The organism is Phyllobacterium sp. RCAM01083, assembly GCF_055685835.1.
On record NZ_JBVFZN010000005.1, the window covers coordinates 1,378,916 to 1,396,077 of the forward strand.

Consider the following 17,162-nt stretch of genomic DNA (forward strand, 5'->3'; position numbering starts at 1 on the left):
GCTATTGCGGCGGGAGCAATCGATGCGTCGGCCAAACGATCCTCGATTCAAAACAATGTATTACCATTCTCGCATGGTGCGTGGTTCGACAAGCTCACCATGAGGGAGCTTGTGGGCTGCAATCAAACCACTTCCCTCATGGTGAGCTTGTCGAACCACGCACCACAATCCGGTGAGCGCGTTAACCGCCGTAAATATCGAAGTTGAAATATTTCTTCGAAATCTCGTCATACTTGCCGTTGGTGCGAATGTCCTTGATGGCCGCGTTGATCTTGGTCTTCAGCTCCGTCTCGCCCTTGCGCAGACCGACACCGACACCCGGTCCAAGCACTTCCAGATCGGGCGCAACCTTGCCCTTGATCTCGCAGCAGGCCTTGCCCGCATCGGTCTGGGCAAAGGTCTCGAGTGCCAGCGAATCGGCCTGCGTGGCGTCGATGCGTCCGGCAGCCAGATCCTGATTGGCTTCGTCCTGCGTCTGGTATTCCTTGATTTCAGCGGCGGTCGCGGCGAAATGCTTCTTCGCATAGGCCTGATGGATGGTCGACACCTGCACGCCGAGCACCTTGCCCTTCAGGCCTTCCGGCGACGCGTCCATCTTGACGTCCTTCGAGCCGAGAATGACCGTGGGCGTGTTGTAATACTTGTCGGAGAAATCGATCGTCTTCTCGCGTTCCGGCGTGATCGACATGGAGGCGGCGATCATATCGATCTTCTTGGTGGTCAGCGCCGGAATGATGCCGTCCCACGACACCGGCGTGATGACGCAATCAAGCTTGGCCTGCGCGCAGATGGCAAGGGCGACATCGACTTCCCAGCCTTCCCACTTGCCCGAGGCATCCGGCGATGCGAAGGGCGGATAGGGTTCGGCGGCAATGCCGACCTTGATCTGTTCGGCGCTGGCGACTCCCATTCCGGCAACCAGCACAGCGGCGGCAACCGCTGATTTCAAGAAAGCTTTCATTCCTATCTCCATTTCTCTTTATTGTTCCCCAGGATTATTCCCTGTATTTTTTCATGCGACTTATGAAACAGTGCGGATAAACTGCTTCAAACGTTCGGATTTTGGTGATCCGAACAATTCTTCCGGCGGCCCCTCTTCTTCGACAATGCCGTTGTGCAGATACATGACATGGCTCGCCACTTCCCGGGCGAATTTCATCTCATGCGTGACCAGGAGCATCGTTCGCCCCTCCTTGGCGAGGTCACCGATAACTTTCAGGACTTCACCGACCAGTTCCGGATCGAGCGCGGAGGTCGGTTCGTCGAACAGCATGACGCGCGGCTGGATGGCGAGCGCGCGGGCAATGGCGCCGCGCTGCTGCTGGCCGCCGGAGAGAAAGGCGGGATAGACATCGCGCTTGGCCGAAAGCCCGACCCGCTCCAGCAATTGCTCGCCGATGGCCATGGCCTCGTCACGCTTCATCCCCAGCACGTGAACCGGCACTTCGATAACATTCTGGATCAGGGTCATGTGCTGCCAGAGATTGAAATTCTGGAACACCATGCCAAGGCGGCTGCGGATACGCTCGATCTGGCGCCGGTTGGCGGGGTACTGGCCGCCCTCGCCGTCGCTGACCATCTGCACGTCCTCGCCATTGATGCGGATGACGCCGCTCGTCGGGTTTTCGAGGAAATTGATGCAGCGCAGGAAGGTGGATTTGCCCGAGCCGCTGCCGCCGATCATGGCAACCACGTCGCCGTCCCTGGCTGTCAGCGAAACGCCCTTGAGAACCTCAAGGGCGCCGAACTTCTTGTGCAGGTTCCAGACGTGGATGGCTTCGGCCCGTTCGGTCGCACCGGGTTGGAGCGGGTCCGTGGCAACGGATGCGCGCAACGCCTCCGTCATTGCTGGGTTCCCATGGGTTGTCTTGCACCTGCTGTCATGACACCGTTCATTTCTGCCTGTTTTGTCAGCATGAGGCGAAACTGCCTAATTTAGGGCATCACACCACTTGCGCTCTAATTATGCAAGCGTATAAATACTCCCAGATGCAATTTTTACGAGAGAGCAGTCGCATGAGCGCATTCGGTTCCCAGTCCATGGCCCTTCCCCTGAAACGCGTCATCATGCGCATGCCTGACCGCGTCATGGCGGGCGCCGAACGCGACGTCTGGCATTACGGTCCGCAGTTCGATCCGCGCCGCGCATCCGAACAGCATCGCGTCTTTGCCGGTCTCGTCGCCCAGTCGGGCGCCGACATCACCTGGATCAGGGACGGCAATGACGGATTGTCGGATTCCGTGTTCACGCACGATCCCTCCCTCGTCACCGACAGGGGCGCGATCCTGCTGCGCATGGGCAAATCCCTGCGCCTCGACGAGACGGACCTGCACCACGAAACCTACAGCCAGATGGATGTGCCGGTGCTCGGCCGCATCGTCGCGCCGGGCACCGTCGAGGGCGGCGACTGCGTCTGGGTCGACAGCAAGACGCTGGCCATCGGCCGCGGCGTGCGCACCAATCAGGCCGGTATCGAGCAGATGGCCGCGATCCTCGAGCCGCTTGGCGTCACCGTCCTCGGGTTCGACCTGCCGCTGTGGCAGGGCGAAGAAGCCTGCCTGCACCTGATGTCGATCATTTCGCCGCTGGCCGAAGACCTGGCGCTGGTGCACCTGCCGCTTCTGCCCGCCGCTTTCTACCAGCTTTTGAAGGAGCGTGGCATCCGCCTGATCGCCGCGCCAGAAGACGAATTTGCCGCCAGCAACGGCCTCAACCTCAACGTGCTGCCAACGGCGCCCTATGAAGTCATCGCCGTGGCAGGCTTCGAAAAGACCAAGGCCGCCATGGAAGCTGCCGGCTGCACCGTCACGACCTTCGAGGCGGATGCGCTGTGCATTGCCTGCGAGGGCGGCCCGACCTGCCTCACCCGTCCGGTTTTCCGGCAATGAACGCACAATCGGCCACACGCAAAACCTTTCGCCGTGAAGGCGAGGACAAGCGCCGCGAGGATCTGATCGCCGCGACGCTTGAATGTGTGGCCGAGCGCGGTCTTGCCGGTGCGACCGTGCGCGAAATCGCCCAGCGGGCCGATGTAACCGCCGGGCTGATCCGCTATTACTTCCCGACCAAGGATGACCTGATCGGCGCCGCCTACCGCGCCGTGATGAACCGCATGACCGTGCAGGCCAGCGATGCCTTGCAGAATGCCGCTGACGATCCGCGTTCGCGCCTGCAGGCGTTCGTTACCGCCAATCTCGGCGAACCGATCATGGACCCGCACAATCTCTCGCTGTGGGCGGGTTTCATCGCGCTCGTGCATGCCGACCCGGCCATGGCCTCCGCCCACCGCGACGGCTATCTCGGCTTTCGCGACGAGCTGGAAATCCTGATCCGCGAGGCGCTGCGTGCCGCCGGCAAACCGGCGGAACCGAACCACACCCGCCGCCACGCCATCGCCATCAACGCCATCATCGACGGATTGTGGCTGGAAGGCTGTCTTGCCGGCGATATTTTCGACGATGGGGAATTGGCGGAAACCGGGGTTGCCGCTATTGAAGCCGTACTGGGAATTTCATTACAAGCTGAAGGAGGCGCCCAATGATGCGCTATGCGTCTGTGACCGGCCGTCTGGCCGGACTGGGATCGGATAAATGGGCTGTTCATATCCGTGCGCGCGAAATGAAGCGCGCCGGTCATGAGATCATTGAGCTCACCATCGGCGAACCGGATATTCCCACCCCCACCGACATGCTGGATGTGGCCGAACACGCCATGCGCTCCGGCCGCACCGGCTATTCCAATGGCCGGGGCGAACCCGGCGTTCTCGCCGCGCTTTCGGCAAAGTACACCGCACGCACCGGCCGGGCCATCGGTCCAGAACACATCCTGTGCTTTCCCGGTACGCAGACCGCGCTGTCGCTCGTCATGCTCGGCCTTGCCGAGGAAGGCGACGAGATCATCACGGGCGATCCGCTCTATGCGACCTATGACGGCGTCGTCCGCGCCACCGGCGCAACGCGTGTGTCGGTTCCCCTGCGGCCGGAAAACGGCTTCCGCATGCAGGCCGCCGATCTGGAAAAGGCGATCACGCCGAAATCCCGTGTCCTCCTCCTCAATACCCCGCACAACCCGACCGGGGCGGTGCTGAGCGCAAAGGAAGTGGCCGAGATCGGTGAAGTCTGCCGCAGACACAATCTGTGGATCGTGTCCGACGAGGTCTACGAACTGCTGATCTTTGACGGCAGTTTTGCCTCGCCGCTCGACCGGGCGGAGCTCGCCGACCGGACGATTGCGGTTGCCTCCATTTCCAAATCCCATGCCGCGCCGGGTTTCCGCAGCGGCTGGTGCGTCGGTCCGGCGGAGTTCACGCAGAAACTGCTGCCGCTGTCCGAATCCATGCTGTTCGGCGTCCAGCCCTTCATCGCCGACATGACCGCCTATGCCCTCGGCCAGCCATCGGCCGCCGCTGCGACGATGCGCGAGAGCTATTTCCGCCGCGCCCAGCTGATTTCCAAGCGGCTCGACGGCATTGCCGGCATCGGCGCCGACGTGCCGCAGGCGGGCATGTTCATTCTCGCCGACATCCGCGCCACCGGATTGAGCGGCAATGATTTCGCCATGCGCCTTCTCGAAGAGGAACACGTGGCCGTCATGCCCGGCGAATCCTTCGGCGACAACCTCGCCGGTTACCTGCGTCTCAGCCTCAGCGTCGCCGATGACAAGATCGATGCCGCCTGCGCCGGGATCGTCCGCCTCGCAACCCGCCTCCAGCAACGGAAATCCGCATGACCACGGTCGGTGAAGCCCTCGTCCATCTGCTTGAATCCTACGATGTCGATACCGTCTTCGGCATTCCCGGCGTCCACACCATCGAACTCTATCGCGGCCTTGCCGCATCGACGATACGCCACATCACGCCGCGCCACGAACAGGGCGCGGGCTTCATGGCCGACGGCTATGCCCGGGCGACCGGCAAGCCCGGCGTCGCCTTCGTCATCACTGGCCCCGGCATCACCAACACGATCACCGCGATGGGACAGGCGCGCGCCGATTCCATTCCCATGCTGGTGATCTCGGGCGTCAACCAGCGGGAGTCGCTCGGCAAGGGCATGGGTTTCCTGCATGAACTGCCCAATCAGCGCGCCATGTTGCAGACGGTTGCAATGTTCTCGCATCGCATTGAAAAAGCGGACGAATTGCCCATCGTGCTCGCCCGCGCCTTTGCGCTGTTCGCCTCGCGGCGTCCCGGCCCGGTGCATATCGAGATACCGCTAGACGTGATGGCGCAGCCGCTGGATGGTGCGAGCCGCCAGTTGTCCGATGCGCCGATCCCGCAGGCGTCGGCCGAAACCATGGCGGAGCTCACCCGCCAGTGCCTTGCGGCCGAACGTCCGGTCATTCTCATCGGCGGCGGTGCCAAGGGCGCTGCGGCGGAACTCAGGGATCTGGCGGAAAAGCTGGATGCGCCCGTGGTGGCAACCACCAATGCGCGCGGTATCCTGCACAATCACCCGCTGCTGATTCCGGCCAGCGCCAGCCTCACCGCCGTGCGCACCCTTCTTGCGGAAAGCGACCTTGTCCTTGCCATCGGCACGGAAATGGGGCCGACCGATTATGACATGTATGGCGATGGCGGTTTTCCCGAGTTGAAACGCCTTGTGCGCATCGACATCGATGCCGGACAGCTTGACCGGCGTCCGGCCTTCATGCCCATCGAGGCTTCGGCAAGGGAAACCGTCGAAGCGCTCGCCGCTACCTTGCCCGCGCGGCGCAACACGAAGTCCGGCGAAGACCGCGCCCTGGCAACACGCGATGCCGCATGGGCCGAGATCGGTCCGCGTACGCAAAGCCATGTGCGCTTCCTCAATATCCTGCGCGACACGCTGCCGGGCTCACTCATCGTCGGCGATTCCACGCAGGCCATCTATTCCGGCAATCTCTATTACGATCACGACCGCGTCGGCGGCTGGTTCAATGCGGCGACAGGTTTCGGCGCGCTTGGCTTCGGCCCGCCCGCTGCCATCGGTGCAGCCCTCGGGAAACCCGAGACCTCGACGATCTGCATTGTCGGCGATGGCGGGTTTCAGTTCGTGCTGGGGGAACTCGGCGCTGCGGTCGACGAGAAAGTGCCGGTTATTTTCGTCGTCTGGAACAATCAGGGTTATCAGGAAATCGAGCGCGCTATGCGCGATGTCCACATCAATCCGGTGGGCGTGCGTCCCTCGGCACCCGACTACCTGAAAATCGCCGAGGCCTATGGCGTGGCTTCGCAGAAGCTGAAAACATTGGAGGAACTGCCCGCTGCTCTGTTGAAAGCCAAGGCGAGCGGAAAGTCCTATCTGATTGAAATCGATGAAACATTGATTGGTTGATGGCTTTGCGCCATCAACCATGTCTGCCCGTTACGGCCGGTGGATGGTCTTGACCTCGAGAAAGTCTTCCAGCCCGAATTTGCCGCCCTCGCGGCCATTGCCTGACTGCTTGTAGCCGCCGAACGGGCTGCCATAGCGATGCGGGCCGCCATTGATATGCACCATGCCGGCTTTCAGCCTTGATGCCACGCGCTCGGCCCGCTTGGCGTCCCCCGTCTGCACATAGGCGGCAAGGCCGTAGGGCGTGTCATTGGCGATGGCGATCGCTTCTTCCTCCGTGTCGAACGGAATGAGCGCGAGCACCGGCCCGAATACTTCTTCCCGCGCAATGCGCATATCGTTGCGCACGTCGGCAAAGATGGTGGGGCGGACGAAATAGCCGGTTTCATAGCCCTCCGGCTTGCCTGCACCGCCGACCAGCACGCGTGCGCCCTCGGAAATACCCGCTTCGATCAGGTTCTGCACCCGGCCATACTGGATATGGCTGACGAGCGGGCCGATGTGATCGCCCTCCTCCTGCGGATCACCGACCTGTGCCTGCCTGCCAGTGGCTTCGGCGATTTTCACCGCCTTGTCATAGACCGAGCGCTGTACCAGCATGCGCGTCGGCGCATCGCAGGACTGGCCGCTGTTGTTGAAACATTCGAGTACGCTGCCCGCGACGCGATCTTCCAGATCGGCATCCTCGAACACGATGTTGGGTGACTTGCCGCCGAGTTCCAGCGTGACGCGCTTGACCGTTTCGGCCGCGTCCTTGCTGACGGCGATACCGGCGCGGGTCGAGCCGGTGAACGACATCATGTCGACGTCCTTGTGCTTGGACAGGGCCGCGCCCACCGTCGCGCCATCACCGTTGACGAGATTGAACACGCCGGCGGGAAAGCCCGCTTCGTCAATCATCTCGGCATAGAGCAGTGCGTTGAGCGGCGTGAACTCGCTCGGCTTCAGCACGCAGGTGCTGCCGGTGGCGAGAACCGGGACGACTTTCAACGCGATCTGGTTGATCGGCCAATTCCACGGCGTGATCAGCCCGCACACGCCGATGGGTTCGCGCACCAGCAGATCGCCATTCGGCAGTTCCTCGCGCATGTGCAGGGCTTTCAGCGCGTCGATAAAACCCTGGAGATGGCCGACACCGACATCCGCCTGCTGCTGGGTGCTCATGGTGATCGGCGCGCCGAGTTCCAGCGTGATGGTTTGCGCCATCTCGTCGTAGCGGCGCTTGTAGATCGCGAGCAGCTTTTCCAGAAGCGCCAGCCGTTCTTCCACCGACGTCCGGCTGTAGGTCTGGAAGGCCGTTTTCGCCGCAGCCACGGCGCGGTTGATATCGGCTGCCGTGCCCATGGAAATGACGGCGACCGGCTTTTCCGTTGCCGGGTTGATCACCTCGAGATCATTGGCCTTGAGAGGCGGCACCCATGCGCCATTGATGTAGAAATCCCGCTTGATGAGCATCGTCGCCTCCTTATGAATGCCGTTTGTCCCGGAAATGGTATGGGGCTTTTCATCCGGATACCAGACGCAAAAGCGACGGAAAGTTTATCCACTCTCACTCCGCCGACCGCACCAGCGCCTGTGCCATGCAGTGAATGCCGCCGCCGGTTTTCGAAATCTCGCTCATATCCACCGCCGCCACTTCAAATCCGCGTGCGCGCAGCTTGCCGATCAGGGTCTTGCTCGACGACGGCGCGATGATCCGGTCCTTGCCCAGCACCATGAAGTTGCAGCCGAGATTCATCGTATCCTCAAACGGCACGTCGATGATCTCGTGGCCCTTGGCCTTCAGCCAGTCGACAATGCCCGGCTCGGTGCAGGCGAGGCACACGGCGGTCAGTTTCGGCGCAATCGGCACCACCATCAGATCGATATGCACGTAATACTCGTCGATGAAGGCAAGGCGCGTCTCCCAGCCTTCCCGGCGGAACCATTCCTCCACCTGCCGCGCGCCCTCCTCCTGCGTGCGGGCGCCGCCGCAGCCGATGAGGACGCAGCCCTCCTCGATTACGTTGAAATCGCCGCCCTCGAAGGTGCCGGCGGTCACCATGTCGTAGATCGGAATGCCAAGCTTTTCATAGGTGCGGATCGCGGCATAGTTTTCGCCGCGGCGCCACCAGTTGGACATGGCTGTGATGATGGCGCCATAGGGCGTCATGACGCTGGAATCGCGGGAATAGACCTGCATCGGCAGTTCCGGTTCCGGCTCGTGCCAGTGGATCTTCACACCGAAATGTTCATAGGCGGCGACCAGTTCCTTGTGCTGGGCCTGTGCGGTCTGAATGTTGCACGGGGCCTCGCGCAGATGCTTGCGCGACAGCGAGCTTGTCGCCATGTGGCGCAGGAAGGCGGGCGAGCCCAAAAGGACTTCGGTCAGCGGGTCGGTTTCGTTGCGAAAGCCCCAGCCTTTCAGCGGCGCGGTGCCGCCGTTCGGATTGCGGCGCTTCAACGTGAAAGCATCGCCGTCAAAACCCTGTTCATGGCGTGTCATTGGTCCGTCTCCTCGTCAAGGGCGCGTGGGTATCCACCACTCCCGCCCGCGTGCAGTGGTCACATATTCCGGCCAGCGGAAATGAATCGGCGGTTCGTAGTCGCACAGCGGTGCGATCCAGTTTGACCCGCCAATGCCGCCGCCGGTGCGTTGAATGAATTCATCCTTTGCCTTGTCCCTCGCCCCGCCATCCTCAAGCAGGCGCAGGGCCGTCAGCGCCACCGTCTTGGCGGCGGTCAGCACCATCGGATCAATCGTTGCAGGGATACCGCCGAGCGCATTCATCACCCAGCCCGGATAGGCAAACCCTTTCGGTGCCTTCAGGGCGGGACGCGCCACGTAGAACCGCACGGTGGGCGCATGCCACGTCATGTCGGTATAGTCGTCGGAGGTGGAATTGATCTGCGACGGCGGCAGGTCGCGGCGCAGGATCGCTTCGGCCTCTACAGGCGTGATCAATGCCTCGCATTCATCGAGAAACGGGTCCTGCATCGCATCGATCCCGGCATTCACCTGAATCTCCCGCGCAACCGCCTTTGCCGCCTCGTTCCAGCGCGGTGCGCCGACGGCCTGCAGGGCATCCCAGGTCACTTCGGCCATGGCATGGTTGGCAAGGCCGGGCCGCGATTTGCACACCCAGTGCCGCTCCACCCGGCAGCCGGTCATGGCGGCAGCGTGCTCGGCGTTGCGGTCGAGCACGGCGGTGACGCGCTCGGCCATGGCGATGTCAGGCACGCGCATCATGTACTGGATTTCCGCAAGCCCGGCGGGAAGATTGTCGGCCGTCGCCTGCCCCGCCGTCAGGATCGCCTCGCTGATCGACCAGCCGCCCTGATGCGGCAGCATGGAATCGCGCAAGGCTTTCGAGGCCATGTACATCATCATCAGCGCGTCGTTGGCGCCGGGGGCGCGCACCGCCGAGTGGGATTGCGGGATCGGCGCGCCGTCGCTGAGCCCCCAGCCTTCGGGCTGGTCGCAGACAAAGCGGTAGATCATCGAATAGGCGGCACCGCAATGGGTCTCCCAGCGCACCGTATTGCACAGCGGCAGCATGTAGAACGGATGGAACGAGATCATTCCGTCCAGCCCGTCATAGTAGCCCTTGGCGGCATGGATGGGTTTCGAGCCCCGCACTTTTTCAGCGGGTTCGCCGGTGAAGCGCAGCGTGCCTGCAATGCCGTGCTTCTGCATGGCGGCTTTTGTTGCCAGCAGCCCGCCAAGGCTGGAAATGCCGAGCCCCGAATGCGGGTCGGTGTGGCCGCCTGCATGCTCGTTCAGGCCGGGTCTTGGCCGTTTGACCGTTGCCGCATCCTGGCAGTTGCCGGGGACGGCGTCATACTCCGCATACATGCCGATGACAGGGGATTTGCCGGTTGTTCCCGCCCTGTTGCTCCAGTGCGCGCAGAATGCCGTGGGCATGCCGCCCGAGCCGATCTCGACGTCGAAACCCTCGCGGCGCAACAGCGCCACATACCACTCCGCCGATTGATATTCGCGCCAGGCGGTTTCGCCGAAATCGAAAATGGTGCGCGTCCATGCCGACAGGTCGGCTTGATGCGCGTCGACAAAATCCAGCGCTGTGCTTCCTGCTGCCGTGATCACCATCCAACTCCCCGTTGCGGCGAGATAATCATCTGGAAGGCGGGACAAAAAGTGATATGTTTTTTCAAAACGTGCAAATTCTATTCACCTCATCAACCGGAATTCCATTCATGCGCATTCCTTCCACCCAGGCCCTGCGGTCGCTCGAGAGTTTTGCCAGGCACGGCAGCGTCTGGCGTGCGGCGGAAGAGCTGCATCTGACCCGCAGTGCGGTCAGCCATCAACTGCGCCTTTTGGAGCGCGATCTCGGCTTCGAACTCTTGCAGCGCGACGGCAAGGGCGTGGCGCTCACGCCGCGCGGCCGCAAATACGCCAATGATGTGCGCAAAGCGCTGATCGTCATCGACGATGCCGGCGGCAGGCAGAGCCCGGCGGGTGTCGGCGGATCATTGTGCGTGAGTTCGACGGCGGGCTTCGCGTCGCTGTGGCTGTGCACCCATATCGCCGAGTTTCAGGAGAAATATCCCGATGTCGCGCTGCGCATCGTCACGCCGCGCAAGCTCGACGACGTGACTGATTCCACTGTCGATATTTTTATAGCCTTCGGCGACGGCAACTGGCCGAACCGCGCGGTGGAACTGCTGTGCGAGGTGGAATTCACGCCGTTGTGCAGCCCGGTGCTGCTCAACAAGATCGGCGGCATTGCCGAACCAAGAGACCTGTTGCGCGCGCCGCTGCTGCATCTGGGCGATTTCGAGGACTGGACCCGCTGGATGGCGCTGGCCAATGTCGAGAACCCGGATTCGGAGCGCGGCATCATCTTTTCCGACATGAACCTCGTCTATTCCGCCGCCATCACGGCGCAGGGCGTTGCCATGGGCGATGAGCTCACCTGCCGCAAAGCCATGAAGGCAGGTCAACTCATCCGTCCGTTCGACCTCAGCATCAAGTCGCCGAAGTCGTATTTTCTCGTCACGGATTTCGCCAAGATCGAGCATCCGGCCCAGCTGGCGTTCACGGAATGGCTGAAATCGCGTCTGTCGCAAACGCGCAACGCATGAGGTCAGGAATAACATCTGCTCGTGCTGGCGTGAATTTCATTCACGTATCGCGGCAATATATTTCAATTGTCGTCACCGGAGATTGTGCCTAGGCTTTCCCGAAAAGAAGGGGAAAGAGGTCAATCAATGCCTCAACGCATGCAACTGGGCGATGCGAAAGCCGCCGAGATCAAGGCTGTTTCCATTGGCAAGACGTTCGGTGCATTCCGTGCGCTGAAGGATTTGTCGCTCGACATCGGACGCGGCGAGTTTCTCACCCTTCTCGGTCCTTCCGGGTCGGGCAAGACCACGTTCCTGATGATTCTCGCCGGCTTTACCGCGCCGAGCGAAGGCCGCCTGATGATGGATGGCCGGGATATCACCGACGTGCCGGCCGAAGACCGCTCCTACGGCATGGTGTTCCAGGGTTATGCCCTGTTCCCGCACCTCACGGTGGAACAGAATATTGCCTTCCCGCTCAAGGTGCGCGGTCGCTCCGCCGCCGATATCAAGCGCCGCGTCGGCGAGATGGTCGAGCGGGTCGGCCTCATCGGGCACGAGAAAAAGCTGCCGACAAAACTCTCCGGCGGCCAGCAGCAGCGTGTTGCTCTTGCGCGGGCACTGGCTTTCGAACCCTCGGTGCTGCTGCTGGACGAGCCATTCTCCGCTCTCGACAAGAATCTGCGCGAGATGATGCAGGAGGAAGTCAAACGGCTGCATCAGGAAACCGGCACGACCTTCGTTTTCGTCACGCATGACCAGTCGGAGGCCCTCGCTCTGTCCTCCCGCGTGGCAATTTTCAACCATGGCGAGCTTTTGCAGGTCGGACGCCCGCAGGACGTCTATGAACGGCCGGCCAATCGCTTCGTCGCGGAGTTTCTCGGCGAGATCAACCTTCTGCCGCTCGATGCGCTGCGCCTCGACGGCGACAGGGCGGCCGGGCAGTTCGAGGACAGGACCATCGTCCTTGCCCGGACAAAGCCGCAGATCGGGCCAAGAGCCGTCGCCGCCGTGCGCCCCGAACATATGACCATCGCGGCAGCGCCGAACAACGCCGGGCACAATGCCATCGCCTGCCGGGTCGAGGACGCGACCTATCTCGGCGCCGTCACCCGCTATCACCTGAAAACCCGCACCGGTGCATCGATCGCGGTGTCGATGCCGACGGTTGCAACGCCGCCCTTTGCGCATCGCGCCGATGTCTGGGTGTCCTGGCCCATAGAACAGGGGTTTTTACTGCCGCACCAGACCTAGAACCATGCATACGGCAAGACAGCCGGACATACGGAATGTGACAATAACAATCCTAGGGGAACACAATGGATCACGCATTTCAAAAAGACTGCCTGGAAATACTGGCTGAAAAGGTGGAACGCGGCGAAATCAGCCGCCGCCGTTTCACCCAGATGGCCGCGATGCTGCTGGCGGGTGCGCCGGCCCTCATGCGCTCGAACCGGGCACTGGCACAGGCGAAAGACCTGGTGCTGGTCAACTGGGGCGGCGATGCCATGACCGCCTATGACAAGGCATATGGCCAGCCCTTCACCAAGGAGAGCGGCATTGCCGTCAAGATGGACGGTTCCGGCCCGACGGAAGGCGCCATCACCGCCCAGTTCAAGAGCGGCAAGCCCAGCTGGGACCTGATGGACATCGATCCCTTCTCCGGCATCACGTTGGGCAAGCAGGGCATGCTCGAGCCCATCGACTACGCCATTGTCGACAGGAAAAAGATGCGCCCCGGCTTCGGCTGGGATCATGCGGCATCGACCTATTTCTTCTCCTACATCATCGCCTATGACTCGTCGAAATTCGGCGATCACGTGCCAACGGGGATGGCCGACTTTTTCGATGTGAAGAAATTCCCCGGCAAGCGCTCCCTCTACAAATGGGGCTCGGCGATGTGGGAAGCGGCGCTGATGGCCGATGGCGTGGCGCCGGAAAAACTCTACCCGCTCGACCTGAAGCGCGCCCATGACAAGATCGCCGCCTTCAAGGAAAACGTCGTGGCCTATTGGGGCGGCGGCGCCGAGAGCCAGTCCGTGCTCATGGACGGCGAAGCCTCCATGGCGCTGATCTGGTCGACCCGCGCGCAACTGCTCGAAAAGGATTCCGGCGGCAATATCAAATTCGTCTGGGATCAGGGCCTGATTTCACCCGGTGCCCTGGCCGTGATGAAAAACAATCCCGGCGGCAAGGACAATGCGATGAAGTTCATTGCCAGCGCGCAGACGCCGGAACGCCAGCTGCAGATGTTCGAGCTGCTCGGACAGGGCCCGGCCAATCCGGCCACCGATGCGCTCATTCCAGCCGACAAGAAGCGGGTCAACTGCGTCGATCCGGCCAACATGGCCAAGCAGATCCCGCTGAACATGGAATGGTATGCCGAACACTATGCCTCGGCTTTCGACGAATACACGAAAGTCATCTCGGCTTGACAGAAGTGGTCATCTTCCCCCTTGCGGGGGAGATCACCGGCCGCATTTTGACAGCAACAGGAATTTTGAATGGGAAAGTCGGCGACATCACGAACAATCCTGCTGCTTGCGCCGCTGCTGCTGTTTCTCGGGCTTGCCTATGTGGTGCCGTTTCTCGGTGTCGTCAGATGGAGCGTCACCCTGCCCGAACCGGGTCTGGGGCAATATCGCGCCGTGCTTACCGATCCGCTCGTCCAGTCCGTGTTCATCCGTACGCTGCGCATCTGCCTGATCGTCACCGCCGCCGTGCTGGTCATGGCCTATGCCATCGCCTATGTCTGGGTGCGCGGAACACCGGTGCAGCGCATGCTGGCGGAATTCTGCATTCTCGTGCCCTTCTGGATTTCCGTGCTGACCCGCGCCTTCGGCTGGCTGGCGCTCCTCTCCAATCGCGGCCTGATCAACACCTGGCTGCAGGCGGCCGGTATCATCAGCGAACCGCTGGCGCTTGCCCGCAACGAGTTCGGCGTTATCGTCGGCATGACGCATTTTCTTATTCCCTTCGCGGTCTTTCCCATCGCCTCGGCCATGCGCGCCATTGACGAGCGCGTGCTTCTGGCGGCGCGCGGCATGGGCGCATCGCGCAGCCGCATCTTCTGGAGCGTGTTCGTGCCGCTGACCTATGGCGGCCTGATCGGCGCGGCGCTGATCGTCTTCGTCTTCGCCCTCGGCTTCTTCGTCACCCCGGCCATTCTCGGCGGCGGCCGCAGCGTCATGGTGGCCGAGCTGGTGTATCTGCGGATCTTCCAGAGCCCCGACTGGGGGCTCGGTGCGGCGATCAGCGTGGTGCTGGTGCTGTTCATCGGCATCCTGCTCGCACTCATGCGCCGCTTCATCAAACCCGCGCATCTGGTGGGCTGACCCATGCAATCATCCCGTCCCGGTCCCGTCCTCCTGATCATTGCCACCGCCGTCGCGCTGTTCCTGCTGATGCCGCTTCTGGCCGTGGTGCCCGTGTCGTTCACGCCGCAACGGTTTCTGTCGATGCCGACGGGCACGCTGTCGCTGCGGCATTATCAGGCCCTCATCGACAATCCGGCATGGGGACAAAGCGTACTGCTCAGCCTGCGCATCGGCATTCTTTCCAGCGCCATCGCCACGGTGCTCGCCACCCTGTTCGGCCTCGGCATCTGGATGTTCCAGCCGCGCTTTTCCGCGCTGCTCATCGGCTTCGTGCTGCTGCCGCTGATCGTCCCGCCCGTCGTATCGGCCATGACACTGTATTTCCTCATGACGACGCTTTCCGCCTTCAACAGCTTCATCGGCTATGACACCTGGATCGGCGTGGCGCTGGCCCATGCGGTGATGATCACGCCCTTTGCCGTGGTTCTCATCCTTGTCGCGCTGTTCCAGGTGGACCGGCGCATCGATCTTGCGGCGCGCGGTCTTGGCGCTGATCTGACCACCCGCGCCTTCCGCATCATCATCCCCAACATCAAGTTCGGTATCGCCACGGCGGCGCTTTTGTCCTTCGTGCTGTCCTGGGAGGAGATCGGCGTCACCCTGTTCATCACCAGCGTCAATGCCATTACCCTGCCGCGCCTGATGTGGATGGGCCTGCGCGACAATATTGATCCTGCCATCGCCGCCATTTCCGTGCTTCTGATCATCGTCACCGCGGTCATCCTCGCCCTGAGGATTTTTATCGAACGGCGCGGGACATCGGAGACAAAATGATTGCAGACCATAGTGTAGCAGCGCTTGAGGCGATAACCGGCGCGGGCGGAACCAAGACGGGCGACGCCTTGCGGGCCATTCATCCGGGCTCCGATCCGCACAATCTCGATGCGGGGCTGATGGTCATCCCCCGGAATGTCGAACAGGTCTGCGCCGTCGTCAAATTCTGCAACGACAACCGGATCGCCATTGTCCCGCATGGCGGGCGCACCGGCCTTGCCGGCGGCGCCGTCTCGCAGAGGGACGAAATCATTCTGTCGCTGGCTGCGCTCAACCGGATCGAATCCGTGCAAGCGGCGGCGGGAACCGCCGTCGTCGAAAGCGGCGTCACCCTGCAGGCGCTGCAGGAGGAGGCCGCCAAGGTCGGCCTCACCACCGGCATCGACATCCCCTCGCGCGGCAGTGCCACCATTGGCGGCATGATTTCCACCAATGCCGGCGGCATGGAGGCATTCCGGCTCGGCGTCATGCGCCAGCGCGTGCTGGGGCTGGAAGTGGTCCTGCCCGACGGCTCCATCATGAGCGATCTCGCCGAGGTAACCAAAAGCAATGAGGGATATGACCTGAAGCAGCTCTTCATCGGCGCTGAAGGCACGCTCGGCATCGTCACCCGCGCCGTCCTCGCGCTGGCGCCGGTCGATCGGTTTACCGCCACCGCGCTTGTCGCCTGCCCGTCCGCCGCAACGGCGGTGTCGCTGTTCCAGACGCTCCGGCAGGATCGCGCGCTGCGTCTGCTGCGCACCGAATTCATGGCGCAGAACTACTTCAGCCTTGCCGTCGAAGCCCTTGGCCCCGCATCGCTCGCCGCATTCACCGCAGCGCCTGTCTATCTCATTGTCGAAACCGAAGGGCTCGACCAGCAAGCCGCACAAACAGCGCTGGAAGAGGCGCTTGGCGCTGCCATCGAAAACGAACTGGTGCTCGATGCCATCATTGCCCAGAGCGGCAAGGAACGGAACGACATCTGGAATATCCGCGAAGACAGCAATGTCATCACCCGTGCCTATCCGCATGGTTACTGGTTCGACATTTCCGTGCCGTTGCAGCATCTGGATGCCTATCTCAGGCAGTTCGACAGCGGCGTCGCGGCGCTCGGCGCCGATGTCAGGGGCTTTGCCTTCGGCCATCTCGGCGACGGCAACCTGCATATCTGCGTGGCGGGCGAAGACGAGAACCCGCACAAGGATGCGGTCAAGGATATCGTCTATGCCAACCTGCGGCAGATGGGCGGCTCCTTCTCCGCCGAGCATGGAATCGGCCTGGAAAAAATGCCGGAACTGCTGGCGCTGGCCGACCCGGTGAAACTTTCCCTGATGCGGACGATCAAGCGGACAATCGATCCGAACGGCATCATGAACCCGGGTAAAATTATTGGTTAGCCATTCAAATAACACATGGCATTACTGGTGTGCGTGGTTCGACAAGCTCACCATGAGGGAGATTGGTGCTTTGCAGGGAGCCATATTCTGCAGGAGTGTTCAAACTCAACATTTCCGATTGGCCTTGCAGCCCGCCATCTCCCTCATGGTGAGCTTGTCGAACCACACACGATATCATTGCAACAAGCGTATTCTGCTCTTCCCAGCCATGTCGCTGAGAACAAAGCATGTGGCGCGTTCGGGCTTCTCGGGC

The 17,162-nt window shown here is 62.0% G+C and carries 15 protein-coding genes; 10 read left to right on the forward strand and 5 right to left on the reverse strand.

The features are described from left to right. Positions 1–181: 181 nt before the first annotated feature. Both ACZ25R_RS13455 and ACZ25R_RS13460 read right to left on the reverse strand, forming a co-directional pair. On the reverse strand, positions 182–961 hold the full coding sequence (locus ACZ25R_RS13455; RefSeq protein WP_403173655.1) for a transporter substrate-binding domain-containing protein: 780 nt from the start codon (positions 959–961) through the stop codon (positions 182–184). A 60-nt stretch (positions 962–1,021) separates the two neighbouring features. Beyond that, positions 1,022–1,846: an ABC transporter ATP-binding protein gene (locus ACZ25R_RS13460; RefSeq protein WP_472461243.1), complete on the reverse strand. Its 825-nt coding sequence runs from the start codon at positions 1,844–1,846 to the stop codon at positions 1,022–1,024. Between the two features lie 170 nt (positions 1,847–2,016). On the opposite strand from ACZ25R_RS13460, the gene ACZ25R_RS13465 reads away from it, so the two are divergent. Genes ACZ25R_RS13465 through ACZ25R_RS13480 form a run of 4 tightly spaced genes read left to right on the forward strand, consistent with a single transcriptional unit; the run spans position 2,017 to position 6,312 of the window. After that, on the forward strand, positions 2,017–2,889 hold the full coding sequence (locus ACZ25R_RS13465) for a dimethylarginine dimethylaminohydrolase family protein (protein ID WP_472461244.1): 873 nt from the start codon (positions 2,017–2,019) through the stop codon (positions 2,887–2,889). Beyond that, a complete protein-coding gene (locus ACZ25R_RS13470) occupies positions 2,886–3,542 on the forward strand; it encodes a TetR family transcriptional regulator C-terminal domain-containing protein (RefSeq protein ID WP_346305228.1) in 657 nt (218 codons plus the stop codon). Before ACZ25R_RS13465 ends, ACZ25R_RS13470 begins: the two co-directional genes overlap by 4 nt. After that, entirely contained in the window at positions 3,542–4,729 is a 1,188-nt protein-coding gene (locus ACZ25R_RS13475; protein WP_472462490.1) for a pyridoxal phosphate-dependent aminotransferase, read from the forward strand. Before ACZ25R_RS13470 ends, ACZ25R_RS13475 begins: the two co-directional genes overlap by 1 nt. Next, a complete protein-coding gene (locus tag ACZ25R_RS13480) occupies positions 4,726–6,312 on the forward strand; it encodes a 5-guanidino-2-oxopentanoate decarboxylase (protein WP_472461245.1) in 1,587 nt (528 codons plus the stop codon). Before ACZ25R_RS13475 ends, ACZ25R_RS13480 begins: the two co-directional genes overlap by 4 nt. 30 nt (positions 6,313–6,342) lie before the next feature. Here ACZ25R_RS13480 and ACZ25R_RS13485 read toward each other — a convergent pair whose 3' ends face one another. The 3 genes from ACZ25R_RS13485 to ACZ25R_RS13495 all read right to left on the reverse strand — a co-directional run bounded on the left by ACZ25R_RS13485 (position 6,343) and on the right by ACZ25R_RS13495 (position 10,402). Further along, entirely contained in the window at positions 6,343–7,767 is a 1,425-nt protein-coding gene (locus ACZ25R_RS13485) for an aldehyde dehydrogenase family protein (protein ID WP_472461246.1), read from the reverse strand. A gap of 94 nt (positions 7,768–7,861) precedes the next feature. Then, positions 7,862–8,797, reverse strand: coding sequence for a dimethylarginine dimethylaminohydrolase family protein (locus ACZ25R_RS13490; protein ID WP_472461247.1), 936 nt, complete (start codon positions 8,795–8,797; stop codon positions 7,862–7,864). Positions 8,798–8,812: 15 nt separating this feature from the next. After that, entirely contained in the window at positions 8,813–10,402 is a 1,590-nt protein-coding gene (locus ACZ25R_RS13495; RefSeq protein ID WP_472461248.1) for a zinc-binding metallopeptidase family protein, read from the reverse strand. Between the two features lie 107 nt (positions 10,403–10,509). On the opposite strand from ACZ25R_RS13495, the gene ACZ25R_RS13500 reads away from it, so the two are divergent. From ACZ25R_RS13500 to ACZ25R_RS13525, 6 genes are all read left to right on the forward strand, one after another. After that, complete coding sequence (locus ACZ25R_RS13500) at positions 10,510–11,400, forward strand: LysR substrate-binding domain-containing protein (RefSeq protein WP_346305234.1); 891 nt, start codon at positions 10,510–10,512, stop codon at positions 11,398–11,400. 126 nt (positions 11,401–11,526) lie between these two features. After that, on the forward strand, positions 11,527–12,633 hold the full coding sequence (locus ACZ25R_RS13505) for an ABC transporter ATP-binding protein (RefSeq protein WP_472461249.1): 1,107 nt from the start codon (positions 11,527–11,529) through the stop codon (positions 12,631–12,633). Positions 12,634–12,698: 65 nt separating this feature from the next. Continuing rightward, the gene (locus tag ACZ25R_RS13510) at positions 12,699–13,814 is read left to right on the forward strand and encodes an ABC transporter substrate-binding protein (protein ID WP_223615081.1); all 1,116 of its coding nucleotides are present in this window, start codon (positions 12,699–12,701) and stop codon (positions 13,812–13,814) included. 69 nt (positions 13,815–13,883) lie between these two features. Further along, positions 13,884–14,714, forward strand: a complete 831-nt coding sequence (locus ACZ25R_RS13515; RefSeq protein WP_346307238.1) for an ABC transporter permease — start codon at positions 13,884–13,886, stop codon at positions 14,712–14,714. 3 nt (positions 14,715–14,717) lie between these two features. Next, a complete protein-coding gene (locus ACZ25R_RS13520) occupies positions 14,718–15,530 on the forward strand; it encodes an ABC transporter permease (protein ID WP_223615083.1) in 813 nt (270 codons plus the stop codon). Then, a complete protein-coding gene (locus tag ACZ25R_RS13525; protein WP_472461250.1) occupies positions 15,527–16,909 on the forward strand; it encodes an FAD-binding oxidoreductase in 1,383 nt (460 codons plus the stop codon). Before ACZ25R_RS13520 ends, ACZ25R_RS13525 begins: the two co-directional genes overlap by 4 nt. Positions 16,910–17,162: the final 253 nt, after the last annotated feature.

Bases quoted from the DNA above. Each gene is read 5' to 3' on its own strand.
- ACZ25R_RS13455 (WP_403173655.1), bottom strand. From the start codon at position 961: ATGAAAGCTTTCTTGAAATCAGCGGTTGCCGCCGCTGTGCTGGTTGCC.
- ACZ25R_RS13460 (WP_472461243.1), bottom strand. From the start codon at position 1,846: ATGACGGAGGCGTTGCGCGCATCCGTTGCCACGGACCCGCTCCAACCC.
- ACZ25R_RS13465 (WP_472461244.1), top strand. From the start codon at position 2,017: ATGAGCGCATTCGGTTCCCAGTCCATGGCCCTTCCCCTGAAACGCGTC.
- ACZ25R_RS13470 (WP_346305228.1), top strand. From the start codon at position 2,886: ATGAACGCACAATCGGCCACACGCAAAACCTTTCGCCGTGAAGGCGAG.
- ACZ25R_RS13475 (WP_472462490.1), top strand. From the start codon at position 3,542: ATGCGCTATGCGTCTGTGACCGGCCGTCTGGCCGGACTGGGATCGGAT.
- ACZ25R_RS13480 (WP_472461245.1), top strand. From the start codon at position 4,726: ATGACCACGGTCGGTGAAGCCCTCGTCCATCTGCTTGAATCCTACGAT.
- ACZ25R_RS13485 (WP_472461246.1), bottom strand. From the start codon at position 7,767: ATGCTCATCAAGCGGGATTTCTACATCAATGGCGCATGGGTGCCGCCT.
- ACZ25R_RS13490 (WP_472461247.1), bottom strand. From the start codon at position 8,797: ATGACACGCCATGAACAGGGTTTTGACGGCGATGCTTTCACGTTGAAG.
- ACZ25R_RS13495 (WP_472461248.1), bottom strand. From the start codon at position 10,402: ATGGTGATCACGGCAGCAGGAAGCACAGCGCTGGATTTTGTCGACGCG.
- ACZ25R_RS13500 (WP_346305234.1), top strand. From the start codon at position 10,510: ATGCGCATTCCTTCCACCCAGGCCCTGCGGTCGCTCGAGAGTTTTGCC.
- ACZ25R_RS13505 (WP_472461249.1), top strand. From the start codon at position 11,527: ATGCCTCAACGCATGCAACTGGGCGATGCGAAAGCCGCCGAGATCAAG.
- ACZ25R_RS13510 (WP_223615081.1), top strand. From the start codon at position 12,699: ATGGATCACGCATTTCAAAAAGACTGCCTGGAAATACTGGCTGAAAAG.
- ACZ25R_RS13515 (WP_346307238.1), top strand. From the start codon at position 13,884: ATGGGAAAGTCGGCGACATCACGAACAATCCTGCTGCTTGCGCCGCTG.
- ACZ25R_RS13520 (WP_223615083.1), top strand. From the start codon at position 14,718: ATGCAATCATCCCGTCCCGGTCCCGTCCTCCTGATCATTGCCACCGCC.
- ACZ25R_RS13525 (WP_472461250.1), top strand. From the start codon at position 15,527: ATGATTGCAGACCATAGTGTAGCAGCGCTTGAGGCGATAACCGGCGCG.